General features: G+C 64.8%; 15 protein-coding genes. 9 read left to right on the top strand and 6 right to left on the bottom strand.

All coding sequences use genetic code 11. The annotated features are described in order from the left end of the window. The first annotated feature begins 57 nt into the window (after positions 1 to 57). A complete protein-coding gene (locus ACSHT2_RS05100; RefSeq protein WP_440640646.1) occupies positions 58 to 1,104 on the top strand; it encodes a polysaccharide deacetylase family protein in 1,047 nt (348 codons plus the stop codon). On the opposite strand, the gene ACSHT2_RS05095 is transcribed toward ACSHT2_RS05100, so the two are convergent. Further along, entirely contained in the window at positions 1,101 to 1,322 is a 222-nt protein-coding gene (locus ACSHT2_RS05095) for a DUF2842 domain-containing protein (RefSeq protein ID WP_124158023.1), read from the bottom strand. The genes ACSHT2_RS05100 and ACSHT2_RS05095 overlap by 4 nt on opposite strands. A gap of 93 nt (positions 1,323 to 1,415) precedes the next feature. Between ACSHT2_RS05095 and ACSHT2_RS05090 the strand changes: the two genes are divergently transcribed. After that, the gene (locus tag ACSHT2_RS05090) at positions 1,416 to 2,498 is read left to right on the top strand and encodes a COX15/CtaA family protein (RefSeq protein ID WP_440640645.1); all 1,083 of its coding nucleotides are present in this window, start codon (positions 1,416 to 1,418) and stop codon (positions 2,496 to 2,498) included. 26 nt (positions 2,499 to 2,524) lie between these two features. On the opposite strand, the gene ACSHT2_RS05085 is transcribed toward ACSHT2_RS05090, so the two are convergent. The 4 genes from ACSHT2_RS05085 to ACSHT2_RS05070 all read right to left on the bottom strand — a co-directional run bounded on the left by ACSHT2_RS05085 (position 2,525) and on the right by ACSHT2_RS05070 (position 5,947). After that, entirely contained in the window at positions 2,525 to 2,869 is a 345-nt protein-coding gene (locus ACSHT2_RS05085) for a hypothetical protein (protein WP_440640644.1), read from the bottom strand. A 125-nt stretch (positions 2,870 to 2,994) separates the two neighbouring features. Continuing rightward, positions 2,995 to 4,275 (bottom strand): O-acetylhomoserine aminocarboxypropyltransferase, encoded by a 1,281-nt coding sequence (locus ACSHT2_RS05080; RefSeq protein WP_440640643.1) that lies wholly within the window; start codon positions 4,273 to 4,275, stop codon positions 2,995 to 2,997. Between the two features lie 138 nt (positions 4,276 to 4,413). Next, complete coding sequence (locus ACSHT2_RS05075) at positions 4,414 to 4,998, bottom strand: CoA-binding protein (protein WP_124158340.1); 585 nt, start codon at positions 4,996 to 4,998, stop codon at positions 4,414 to 4,416. 124 nt (positions 4,999 to 5,122) lie between these two features. Continuing rightward, positions 5,123 to 5,947, bottom strand: coding sequence for an enoyl-CoA hydratase (locus ACSHT2_RS05070; protein ID WP_440640642.1), 825 nt, complete (start codon positions 5,945 to 5,947; stop codon positions 5,123 to 5,125). 86 nt (positions 5,948 to 6,033) lie between these two features. Between ACSHT2_RS05070 and ACSHT2_RS05065 the strand changes: the two genes are divergently transcribed. The 6 genes from ACSHT2_RS05065 (at position 6,034) to ACSHT2_RS05040 (ending at position 9,722) form a co-directional block, all read left to right on the top strand. Beyond that, on the top strand, positions 6,034 to 6,462 hold the full coding sequence (locus tag ACSHT2_RS05065) for a PaaI family thioesterase (protein WP_271529359.1): 429 nt from the start codon (positions 6,034 to 6,036) through the stop codon (positions 6,460 to 6,462). Between the two features lie 156 nt (positions 6,463 to 6,618). Beyond that, a complete protein-coding gene (gene rplM, locus ACSHT2_RS05060; protein ID WP_018642440.1) occupies positions 6,619 to 7,083 on the top strand; it encodes a 50S ribosomal protein L13 in 465 nt (154 codons plus the stop codon). Position 7,084: 1 nt separating this feature from the next. After that, positions 7,085 to 7,564, top strand: coding sequence for a 30S ribosomal protein S9 (gene rpsI, locus ACSHT2_RS05055; RefSeq protein ID WP_440640641.1), 480 nt, complete (start codon positions 7,085 to 7,087; stop codon positions 7,562 to 7,564). 229 nt (positions 7,565 to 7,793) lie between these two features. Continuing rightward, positions 7,794 to 9,014: a diguanylate cyclase gene (locus tag ACSHT2_RS05050; RefSeq protein WP_440640640.1), complete on the top strand. Its 1,221-nt coding sequence runs from the start codon at positions 7,794 to 7,796 to the stop codon at positions 9,012 to 9,014. Positions 9,015 to 9,071: 57 nt separating this feature from the next. Beyond that, positions 9,072 to 9,308: a hypothetical protein gene (locus tag ACSHT2_RS05045; RefSeq protein WP_440640639.1), complete on the top strand. Its 237-nt coding sequence runs from the start codon at positions 9,072 to 9,074 to the stop codon at positions 9,306 to 9,308. A 117-nt stretch (positions 9,309 to 9,425) separates the two neighbouring features. Continuing rightward, positions 9,426 to 9,722 (top strand): antibiotic biosynthesis monooxygenase family protein, encoded by a 297-nt coding sequence (locus tag ACSHT2_RS05040; RefSeq protein WP_440640638.1) that lies wholly within the window; start codon positions 9,426 to 9,428, stop codon positions 9,720 to 9,722. 14 nt (positions 9,723 to 9,736) lie between these two features. Here the strand turns inward: ACSHT2_RS05040 and ACSHT2_RS05035 are convergent, their stop codons facing one another. Next, entirely contained in the window at positions 9,737 to 10,888 is a 1,152-nt protein-coding gene (locus ACSHT2_RS05035; protein WP_440640637.1) for an AI-2E family transporter, read from the bottom strand. 280 nt (positions 10,889 to 11,168) lie between these two features. On the opposite strand from ACSHT2_RS05035, the gene ACSHT2_RS05030 reads away from it, so the two are divergent. Beyond that, entirely contained in the window at positions 11,169 to 11,942 is a 774-nt protein-coding gene (locus ACSHT2_RS05030) for a gamma-glutamyl-gamma-aminobutyrate hydrolase family protein (RefSeq protein ID WP_440640636.1), read from the top strand. Positions 11,943 to 12,153: the final 211 nt, after the last annotated feature.

Here is a 12,153-nt window from a genome sequence, read left to right as displayed (position 1 = left end):
AAGGGTAATGACGATGGGAGAGGGAACGGGCGCCGGCGGGCCGCGAAGGATGGGATTTTGGCATCCGACGACAGATGGGTGGAACGGCTGCGTCTCGAGCTGGCCTGGTTCACTGGCCGGGCCATGCTGCACAGTCGCGGTGCCGGCGTCATCCTGCGCTTTGCGCATGTGCGGCCGCGGCGGCGCGGATTTCAGCCGATGCGCGCGAACGAGATCACGCCGCAATTTCTTGACCGCGCGATTCGCGCGCTGAAGCGGTGGAAGTACGATTTCCTCGGCATGGACGAGGTCTGCCGGCGAGCCGTGACGCTGCCGGAGAAGCGCCGTTTCGTGGCGCTGACCTTCGATGGCGTGCCCAAGGATCTCATCAACTTCGCCTATCCGGTGCTGACGCGCCATGCCGTACCCTTCACGATCTATGTGCCCACCGCCTTTCCCGACGGCGTCGGCGAAGCCTGGTGGCTCGGTCTCGAACAGGTGATCGCGCGCGAGAACCGGATTAGCCTGATGATGGGCGACAAGGAGCAGCGTTTCACCGTCACCGACAATGCCGAGAAGCAGGCGCTGTTTTCGTATCTCGAGAGCTGGCTGCGCTCGTTGCCGCCCGCGGAGCTGTCGGCTGCGATCGCCGATCTCTGCACGCGCTACAGGATCGATCTCGCCGCGCTCTCGCGCGAGGCGTCGATGGATTGGGAGGACCTTGCGAAGCTGGCCGCCGATCCGCTCGTGACGATCGGCAGCGCCACCGTCAACTATCCCGTTCTCGCCAACATGAAGGATGCGGCCGCGCTGCGCGAGATGACGATGGGCAAGGCCGTCGCGGAAGCGGCTTTCGGCCGCGAGATCAGGCATTTCGCTTTCCCGTTCGGCGACCGCTCTTCGTTTCGGCGCAGCCACGTCGTGATGGCGGAGGAGGCCGGATTTGCCAGCGCTGTGTCGACGATCCCGGGCATCGTGGACGCGCAGGGACGCACCAATCTGCGCGCGCTGCCGCGAGTTTCCTGGGACGGACGGGTGCGTTCGCTGCGGATGATGCGCGTACTGGCGTCGGGTGTCGCCGTTGCGCCGGTGAAACCGACGGGGAGCGCTGTGGGCCGGACTTAGCGAGTGGTCTTGACGCGGTCGGGCCGCTGCATCCAGCTCACGATCGGCATTGCGGGCAGCACCCAACCCATGCCGACCACGACGTAGTAGATCGCCTGCCGCCAGCCGGACTCGGCGATCCACGGCATCTGCGCCGCCGCCATGCCGAGCAGGGCCCAGACGGTGGCCAGTACCAGGAGCAGGATGGCGCCGAGGAACTTGCGGGTGCGGATCGTCATGGCGGGTGCTTGCTGCTTTCGCGTAACTTGCACTGAGGGAGCGGGGGACTATAAGGGGCACACAGTCCGGTTCAAGTCTGGTTTTTGTCCCGAATGACGACGATTTCCACCCCGTCCGAGCCGCATCGCGCCGTGCGATGGTGGCTGATCGCAGTGGCCGCACTGATCGCACTGATGGTGCTGGTCGGCGGCGCGACGCGGCTGACGGAATCCGGCCTCTCGATTGTCGAATGGAAGCCGGTCACGGGCAGTGTTCCGCCGCTCTCCGAGGCGCAGTGGGCCGAAGCATTCGAGGCCTACAAGAAGATTCCGCAATATCGCGAGCTCAACGCGGGGATGAGCCTGTCCGAGTTCAAGGAGATCTTCTGGTGGGAGTGGAGCCACCGGCTGCTCGGACGTTTCATCGGTGTCGCCTATCTCTTGCCGTTCCTGTTCTTCCTCTGGCGCGGCGGCCTGTCCGGTGAACTGAAGCGGCGGCTGTGGCTGCTGTTCGCGCTCGGCGGTCTGCAGGGTGCGGTCGGCTGGTGGATGGTCGCCTCGGGCCTGACCGAGCGGGTCGAGGTCTCGCAATATCGGCTGGCGACACATCTGGTGCTGGCTCTTCTGATCTTCGCCGGGATCGTCTGGACGGTGCGGCGGCTCAAAGAGCGGCCGCAGATCTCGGCGCCCGCGCGGCTGCGGCTCACGAGCGCGCTGCTTCTCGCCGTGACTTTCGTGCAGATCTATTTCGGCGCGCTGGTCGCGGGCCTGCGCGCCGGGCGCGCCTACAACACCTGGCCGCAGATCGACGGGGCGTTCATCCCGTCGGCGGAACGGTTGTGGTTCGAGACGCCGTGGTGGCGCAACATGTTCGACAATGTGCTGACGGTGCAGTTCGAGCACCGCATGACCGCCTACCTGCTGTTCGCGCTGGCGGCGCTGCACGCAATCGACGCGGTGCGCTCGCGCGCAGGGTCGGCAGCGAGCGGCGCCCTTTGGCTGTTTGCGGCGGTGAGCCTGCAGGCGGTGCTCGGCATCCTCACGCTGCTCAACCAGGTGCCGATCGATCTGGCGCTCGCCCACCAGGCGGTCGCGATCGTGGTGTTGACGCTTGCGGTGATGCAGGTCGAACGGCTGGCCTCGCGACAATCTGCGGAAGCCCAGCCGCGCGCGGTTCCGGTCAGTCAGCCCGGCTGATCGCCATCAGCCCGGCTGATCATGGATCAGCAATAGCCGTAAACGCCGCACGCGTAGGGCAAGCGCCAGAAATAATCGACCTGCTTCCCGCCGTAATACGCGCCCTGATAATCGTAGCTCCAGGGGCGGCCGTAATAGCCCGGCAGCGCGTGGGATCCCGGCAGCAGCGGCGTGCCCGGCAGGTTGCGGATGTAGCTGCCGATGCCGTAGGCCGGCGAGATCAGCGCATCCGGATCGGTTTCGACATAGACCTGCGGCGGATCCTGCGGCGGCAGGGCCGCGCGCCGCTTCGGCGTCGCCGGCAGATCGGCGGCGAGCGTGCTGGAAACCGTCAGCATCGCCGCAAGGGCAGGCACCATCCAGCGCAGCATCGTCGGCTCCGAATCAAAAGGGGCGATCCAAAGACGATGTATGGGGCAGATGTGGTTAATGACTGTTAACCGAGTCCAGTCATTCCGGGGCGGTCCGTAGCACCGAACCCGGAACGACTCCGAGTTCAAGCCCCCAGCGCCTGTTCCAGATCCGCGATCAGGTCTTCCTTGTCCTCGATGCCGACCGAGAGGCGCACCACGTCGGGGCCGGCGCCGGACTTGATCTTGGCGGCGTCGTCGAGCTGGCTGTGCGTGGTCGAGGCCGGATGGATCACGAGCGAGCGGGTGTCGCCGACATTGGCCAGGTGCGAGAACAGCTGCAGTTTCGACACCAGGCTCACACCGGCGTCATAGCCGCCCTTCAAGCTGAAGGTGAACACCGCGCCGGCGCCCTTCGGCGCATATTTGCGGGCGAGCTGGTTGTACTTGTCGCTCGGAAGGCCGGCATAGCTCACCGAGGCCACTGCCGGATGGCCGGCGAGGAATTCGGCGACCGCCTTGGCGTTTTCGCAGTGCTTCTGCATGCGCAGCGGCAGCGTCTCGATGCCGGTGAGGATCATGAAGGCATTGAAAGGCGACAGCGCCGGGCCGAGGTCGCGCAGGCCGAGCACGCGGCAGGCGATCGCGAAGGCGAAATTGCCAAAGGTCTCCTGGAGGCGGATGCCGTGATATTCGGGGCGCGGCTCCGACAGCATCGGATATTTGCCGCCCGCGGACCAGTCGAAGGTGCCGGCGTCGACGATGATGCCGCCGAGGGAGTTGCCGTGGCCGCCCAGGAATTTCGTCAGCGAGTGTACGACGATGTCGGCGCCGTGGTCGATCGGGCGTATCAGGTAGGGCGAAGCCAGCGTGTTGTCGACGATCAGCGGCACGCCCGCCTTGCGCGCGACCGTCGAGATCGCCTCGATGTCGGTGATGCTGCCGGCGGGATTGGCGATGGACTCGATGAAGATGGCTTTCGTGCGCGGCGTCACCGCGCGCTCGAAGCTTGCGATGTCATCGGGATCGGCCCACACCACGTTCCAGCCAAAACTCTTGAACGCATGCGTGAACTGGTTGATCGAGCCGCCATAGAGCTTTCGCGCGGCGATGAACTCGTCGCCGGGCTGCAGCAATTGCTGCAATACCACGACCTGCGCGGCATGGCCCGAGGCCACGGCAAGCGCGGCCGTACCGCCTTCAAGCGCGGCGACGCGCTCTTCGAGCACGGCATTGGTCGGGTTACCGATGCGGGTATAGATATTGCCGAACGCCTGCAGGCCGAACAGAGAAGCGGCGTGGTCGGCATCGTTGAAGACGAAGGACGTCGTTTGATAGATCGGAGTTGCGCGCGCACCGGTGGTGGGGTCGGGTTGTGCACCGGCATGCACGGCGAGAGTCGAAAATCCCGGAAGGCGATCGCTCATATGGGCGTCCTGTTTCTTGTGGTCTGAAATCGCGCGGCATGCTGATCGGCGCCGCGCTCGCCGTCAAGGCGCGGCTTCACATCGGAATGATCGTGCTACGCATTGTCGCGTTCGCGAAAGAAATCCTTCGCAATTGCGTCAGCTCTGTTCGCTCTTGTTTTTCGCGGCGCGATCCGATGCTGCGGTATCGCCGCCGCCGACGCTCATCCGATTGAGGGACAGCCGCATGCCTTGCGTCGGTGCCGGCGCCCGCTTGGAGCTGAGCGTGCGCGAATTCACGCCCATCCAGGAGATTTCGGACGACAGCCGGCCATACTCGATCTTGGGGCAGCGGTTCATCACGACTTTGATGCCCACCGCTTCCGCCTTCGCCGCCGCCGCATCGTCGCGCGCGCCGAGCTGCATCCAGATCACCTTCGGCAGCGGATCGAGCGTGAGCGCCTCTTCGATGACAGGCATGATGTGGCTGGAATTGCGAAAGATGTCGATCATGTCGACGGGACGCCCGATGTCGGAGAGCGAGGCGACGAACGGCTTTCCGAGCAGCTCCTTGCCGACATGGCCGGGGTTGATCGGGATCATGTCGTAACCGCGCTGCGCCAGATATTTGAACGCAAAATAGCTTGGCCGTACGTTGACCGGCGAGGCGCCGACCATCGCGATCGATTTCACGCTGTTGAGGATGCCGCGGATGTAATTGTCGGGATAGGCGTCGTGGTTCATTTCTTTCTTTCTCTGACCCTCATCCTGAGGAGCTGCGGCACGCGCGTCTCGAACCATGAAGCCGCAGTCGGGCCTCTATCCTTCGAGACGCCGCGTTCCGCGGCTCCTCAGGATGAGGAGTTGACTATTCGTCCCGCCATGTCGGCGTGCGCTTCTCGATGAAGGCGCCGATGCCTTCCTCGGCGTCGCGCGCCATCATGTTCTCGGTCATCACCGCCGCCGCATAGCGATAGGCGTCCGCGAGGCTCATCTCGGCCTGGCGATAGAACGCCTCCTTGCCGAGCTTGATCGTGTAGGCGGATTTCAACGCGACCTTCTGCGCCAAGGCAATCGCGGCATCGCGCTCGGTGCCGGCGGGGACAACGCGATTGACGAGCCCGATCTCGCGGGCACGCGCGGCCGGAATCGGCTCGCCCGTCAACAGCATCTCCATAGCCTGCTTACGCGGCACGTTGCGCGACAGCGCCACCATGGGCGTCGAGCAGAACAGGCCGATGTCGACGCCGGGCGTCGCAAAGCTTGCTGCCTCGGAGGCGATCGCGAGATCGCAGCTCGCCACCAGCTGACAGCCGGCCGCGGTCGCAATGCCCTGGACGGCGGCGACCGTCGGCTTCGGCAGGAGCACGATCGCCTGCATCATCGCGCTACAGGCATTCATCATCTCGGCGAAGAAGGCGCGGCCGCGATCCGGATCAGTGCGGCGTGCGGTGAGCTCCTTCATGTCGTGGCCGGCGGAGAAGGCGGGACCGTTGGCGGCGATCACCACGCCGCGCACGGCCTTGTCGTCGCGGATCTCGTTGAGCTCGGCATGCAGGCTCGCGATCATCGCCTCCGACAGGCTGTTGCGTGCGGCCGGGCGGTTGAGCGTCAGGACCGCGATGCTGCCGATCGTCTCGCGCAGCAGGATCTGTGGTTGTGGGGAGGGGGCGCGGGCAACCTGGACGGACATTGACGCGATTTCCGCTAAATGATTGCAATTGGATGACGCAGATAACTTAATGTAACAGCACAAGCGAAGCGAGGGTGGGGAACGGCATGGCGGTAGCGAAAATGAGCGTGGCGGAGCTCGAGCTGTTCCTCCGTGATGAATTTCCCCAGGCCTTCAGCGGTGACGACATTACGATCGAGAGCGCGGACGGCCAGACCTGCCTCCTGCGCCAGCGCTACAGCGAACGGATGCTGCGGCCGGGCGGAACCGTGTCCGGCCCGACGCTGATGGCGCTCGCCGATTTCGCGATGTACGTGGTGCTTTTGTCGGCGATCGGGCCGATCGGGCTCGCGGTCACCACCAATCTCAACATCAATTTCCTGCGCAAGGGCCAGCCCGGGCAGGACGTGCTGGCTGAGGCGCGGCTGCTCAAGCTCGGCAAGCGCCTCGCGGTCGGGGAAGTGAACCTCCTGTCGGGAACCTCACCCGACCCGATTGCCCATGTCACTTCCACCTATTCCATTCCAAACGTTTGAGCTTTTTGCAGGTAATATAGCACCATATTTCTAAACGATTGATTCTGCTGATGTAATTTATGTACCCGGGCATTGACCGTTGCGCGTCTCTTCTCTAGAAAACCGCGCAGTCCGGTGCGGTGTTCGCGCCGATGTCTCCCTCACGGAAATTCTGACATGAAAACCTTTTCGGCAAAGCCGGCCGAGGTGACGAAGAAGTGGGTGCTGATCGACGCCAAGGGTCTGGTCGTCGGCCGTCTCGCCACCATCGTCGCCATGCGGCTCCGCGGCAAGCACCTCCCGACCTACACCCCGCACGTTGATTGCGGCGACAACGTCATCATCATCAACGCGCAGCATGCGGTCCTCACCGGTCGCAAGCGCGAGCAGAAGACCTACTACAAGCACACCGGCTATGTCGGTCACGTCAAGGAGCGCACCGCGCGCCAGATCCTCGAGGGCCGTCATCCCGAGCGCGTGCTCGAGAAGGCCGTCGAGCGCATGATCCCGCGTGGCCCGCTCGGTCGCGTGCAGATGGGCAATCTTCGCGTCTATGGCGGGGCCGATCATCCGCACGAGGCGCAGCAGCCCGAGAAGATCGATATCGCCAAGTTGAACCGCAAGAACACGAGGGCCGCATAACATGGCCGAATCCATCCAGTCGCTCGACCAGCTCTCGCAGCTCAAGACGGCGGCCTCGCCCGAGGCGCCCAAGCACGAGAAGAAGGTCGACAAATTCAACCGCGCCTATGCCACCGGCAAGCGTAAGGACGCGGTCGCCCGCGTCTGGATCAAGCCGGGCGCCGGCAAGGTCACGGTCAATTCGCGCGAGGTCGAGGTCTATTTCGCCCGTCCCGTGCTGCGCATGATGATCGAGCAGCCGTTCTCGGTGGCCCAGCGTTCGGGCCAGTACGACGTGATCTGCACCGTCGCCGGCGGCGGCCTCTCCGGCCAGGCCGGCGCGGTTCGTCACGGCATCTCCAAGGCGCTCACCTATTTCGAGCCGGAGCTGCGCGGCGTGCTCAAGAAGGGCGGCTTCCTCACCCGCGACTCCCGCGTGGTCGAGCGCAAGAAGTACGGCAAGGCCAAGGCCCGCCGGTCCTTCCAGTTCTCGAAGCGTTAATCGCTTTTGTCGCATTCGCCGCGAAAGCGGCTTCAATGAGATGCAAAAGGGCGCTGATTTCAGCGCCCTTTTTGCTGTTCGTTTGTATGCAAATTGACGGCGTGTTTCCCGAAAACTTGGCCACCCGCGAAAACCTGAATGGAACTCGCCGGACATAGCGTCGCATTCGGAAGGGCGCGCAAATCGGATGTGCCGATCGCGTAACTGCTATGTTCTAGAGGGGGCCGACATGATGTCGCTCGATAGCATCACGCTCTATTTGGTCGCCACCATGGTCGCCGCACTGCTCGGCGCCATGATGGTGTTTTTTGGCAAGCAGGAGAACAGCCCCGCGCTGAAATGGTGGGGCGCCGCCTATCTCCTCGGTGCAGCCTCGGTCGCGCTGTGGACCGCGGCGGGCGACAGGCTGGGCCCCCATATTCACCTTGCGCTGAACGCCGTCGGTTTCGTCGCCTGCGGCATGGTGTGGAATGCGGCGCGCGTCTTCCACGGCCGCAAGCCGAACTGGCCCGGCCTCGTGCTTGGTGCGCTCGCCTGGGTCACTGCTGCGACGCTGCTCGATCCCGCCGCGTCCATGCTGCGCATGCTCGCCGGTGCAGGTATCGTCTCGATCTATGCGGCGCTGACCGCGAGCGAGCTCTGGGTCGAGCGGCGCAAGAGCCTGCAACGGCGCTGGCCCGCCTTCGTGGTGCCGGTGATGCATGGCTGTGTGTTGATGCTGCCGATCCTGGTCGGCAGCTTCCTGCGTCCGCACGATGCAGACTTCTCCTCGAGCATCTGGGTCACCCTGTTCGCGGTCGAGCTCGTGCTCTATGCCGTCGGCACGGTGTTCGTCATCTTCATGCTGGTGTCGGAGCGCACCGTCACCGCGCACCGGACCGCTGCGTCGACCGATCCTTTGACCGGCATGCTCAACCGCCGCGGCTTCTCGGAAGCCTGCGCGCGCGTGATCGAGCGCGAGGCCAAGGCCGGGCGGCCCGTGACCGTAATGATCTTCGACATCGACCACTTCAAGTCGATCAACGACCGCTTCGGCCATCCCGCCGGCGACGAGATGCTGAAGCTGTTCTCGACCGTCGTCGTCAGCAGCTTGCGCATCTCCGATCTCTCGGGCCGCATCGGCGGCGAGGAGTTCGCCGCGCTCCTGCCGTGTTCGCTGGAGGAAGGCGTGCTGGTCGCCGAGCGGGTGCGCGAAGCGTTCGAGACCTCCGGCGTGGTGGTCGACGAGGGGCCGGTCGACACCACCGTCAGCATCGGCGTCGCCGGCGGTCCGGCCGGCACCGAGCTCGAAGTGCTGCTGGCCTCGGCCGACACCGCGCTCTACCAGGCCAAGCGCGGCGGCCGTAACCGCGTGGAGGCGGCCGAGGAGCTGCCACTGTCGCTGGAGAACTGGCGTCGCCAGAGCGCGGCACGGATCGGCGCGCCACAGGCGCGTCCGGTCACGGCCTGAGCCGCTGGGGGCTTGCGGTAATCCTCTGTTTACCGTTCGATTCCTACCATTGCGGTCATGGAATCGATCCGTCGACAGAATCCGCAAATCACCCTGATGTCACTCGAAGCAGCCGCCACCTCCGCACGCGGCGGCTTCGCCTGTCTGTTCTCGACCGCCGACGAATACGAGACGGCGCTGATCGCCGAGCGTCGCGCGCAGGGGCGCTACGGCCAGCACCGCAGCTATTGGCCGTTCGCAATGTTCGCCGGTTGCGTGTTCATCGTGGCGGGCACCGTGTTGCTGCTCGCCTGACAGGCGTGCATTCAAGAGACCTGCATATTCCAGCGAGCCAGGCGCCGTTTCGGCGCCTTTTTCTTTGTCGCCGTCTGCGGTAGACACGCCGATCGAACGAGAAAAGGGTGGAAACCGATGATCACCGAGATCGCGCAAATCGACGTCAAGCCGGGCAGCGAGAAGGATTTCGAGGCGGCCGTCGCCAAGGCCAAGGCCGCCTTCGGCCGTTCAAAGGGGTTTTACGGCTTCGAGCTGCACAAATCGATCGAGAAGCCGCAGCGCTACCGGCTGATGGTGAAATGGGCGACGCTGGAGAACCACACCGTCGATTTCCGCGGCTCGGAGAATTTCACCGAATGGCGCGGCCTCGTCGGCCAGTATTTTGCCTCGCCCCCCGAGGTCGAGCACACCGAGACCGTGCTGGCGACCTGACGGCCTGAGCGACGTCAGGCTGCCTCGGCGAGCGGCGGCGCCTCATACGTCTTGAAATGGTCGATCACGACCTTGGCGATGGCGACCAGCGGCAGCGCCAGCGCGAGGCCCCAGATGCCGAACACGACGCCGAGCAGGATCTGGAACGCGAACAGCGTGGCCGGCGGGATGTCGAGCGCCTGCCGCTGCAGGATCGGCGTCAACACGTAGCTCTCCATGGCGTGCACGCCCATGAAGAGGAGAAAGGCCGACAATGCGGGGATCCAGCCCGAGGCGAGGCTTGCCAGCACCACGATGACGCCGGCGATGATGGCTCCGACGGTGGGGATGAAGGCGAGCAGGCCCGCCTGGATTCCCAGGATGAACGCGCTCGGGATGCCGATGATCGCAAGCCCGATCCAGGTCACGACGCCGACCGCGATCATGACGACGATCTGGGCGATCAGCCAGCGCTCCAGCGTCTCAGCAGTACGGTCGATGACGAGGGCGACACGCGCGCGGTGCCTCGCCGGTGCCAAGAACAGCAGGCCGTCATGATAGACGGCGGGCTGGGCGGCGAAGGCGAGGCCCAGGAACAGCACGATGAAGATATTGCCCACGCCGTGAATGGTGCCGAGCAGCAGCTTGAAGGTCTGGCTCACGATCGCTCCGCCGCTGGAGGCGAGCGCGCCGGCGCTGGGCAAGGGACCGCGCGAGGGCGCCGCTGGCGGGGATGTCGCCTCCGACGAAGTGTTGGCAGAGGAGTCCGACGCAGCGTTGCCGAGATCGAAGAAGCTGGTGTCGATGCCGTGGTTCTCGAGGAAGGACCTGACATTCACGATCTGCGACTTGATGGTCTTGCTCAGCAGCGACGCCTGCTCGGCAATGGTGGCGCCGCCAAGATAGGCGATGCCTGCGAGAAGCAGGGCAAGCGCGACACAGACGATCGCAAGTCGGATCGAGTGGGGCAGGTGAACCCGGCGGCCGAGCGCATGGATCAGCGCGTTGAGGCCGAGGCCGAGCAGCATGCCGGTGAAGATCAACAGCAGCGTCGCCGCAAAATACCAGGTGAAGGCGAGCAGCGCGGTGAACAGCACGACGCCGATGCCTCCGACCGAAATCGCCCAGGCCTGGTCCCGCGCCAGGTCGCTGCGGGTCCGGGAGCGTTCATCTCTGGGAATCGTCACATTGGGTCCTTTTCGAGGGAGGCGGCGCCAGCGCACTCTTTCGCGAAATCCCGGCGGGGATCAAGCGGGACACGCGCCGGTTTGGCGCGTTCGTCGTCTTTGCGGGGGCTGTAGATCCCCTCCGAGCGATCGGACACGCCGTCGCCCTGTCTGCCACGACGCTCCAGGCCGGGCATTTGCGCGAAAATAGCATTGCCGTCCCGCGATCCCTTCTGTTGAATTTGTTCCATCGGAGGGGCATGTTTGCAGAATCTTCTCACCGGGAGGCGCGAAACGACAGATGAGAAAGCCGGTCGTCGGCGTGATCGGGAATTCCCATCGCGTCGAAAATCGATTTCAGGTCCAGATGGTCGGCGAGCGAAACCTGCGCGCCGTGGCCGAGGTCTCCGGCGGCCTGCCGGTGATGTTCGCGGGCTCACCTGATATCACCGATATCGCGGCGCTGCTCGATACCGTGGACGGCATCATCCTCACCGGCGCCCGCGCCAACGTGCACCCGACCCGTTTCAACGTCGATCCTTGCGAGAAGCACGAGCCTTACGACATCCACCGCGACGAGGTGGCGCTGGCGCTCTCCGTCGCCTGCGTCTCCCGCGGCATCCCGCTGTTCGGCATCTGCCGCGGCCTCCAGGAGATGAACGTTGCCTTCGGCGGCTCGCTGCATCCCGAAATCCGCGAGATCCCGGGCCGCATGAACCACCGCATGCCCCGGCTGGAGAACGGCGAGATACATCCCGATCCGACGGTGGTGTTCGCCGACCGCCATGACGTCGACCTGACGCCGGGCGGGGCGTTCGCAAGGATTCTCGGCTGCGAGAAGATCAGGGTGAATTCGCTGCACGGCCAGGGCATTCTCGAACCCGGCAAGCGCGTTCTGATCGAGGGCGTCGCCGAGGACGGCACCATCGAGGCGATCCGCATCGCTGAAGCCCCGACCTTTGCGCTCGGCGTGCAATGGCATGCGGAGTACGATCCGCAGCAGAACCCGATCAACCGCAAGCTGTTCGAGGCCTTTGGCGAGGCGCTGGTGGCGCGGCAAAAGGCTGCGGCTTAAGCTCACTCTTGTGTCCCGGACGCGCTGCAGCGTTCCCAGGCTGCCCGCAGAATCGGGACTCGACACGATACGATGCGACATGGGCCATGGCTCGGCGGCGCGAGCCGAAGCAGGCGCCGGTCGTTGGCGTCCGTCAGCCGCGTGAGGCGGCTACGGCCTCCTCAAACGAAAAGGCGCCTCCTTCCGGAAGCGCCTTTTGCCTGTCGTGGTC

The sequence above is a fragment of the Bradyrhizobium sp. PUT101 genome (assembly GCF_052043945.1).
Taxonomy (GTDB): domain Bacteria; phylum Pseudomonadota; class Alphaproteobacteria; order Rhizobiales; family Xanthobacteraceae; genus Bradyrhizobium.
Note: the sequence above shows the minus strand (reverse complement) of the source record. Positions and strands in the feature narration are given on the sequence as shown.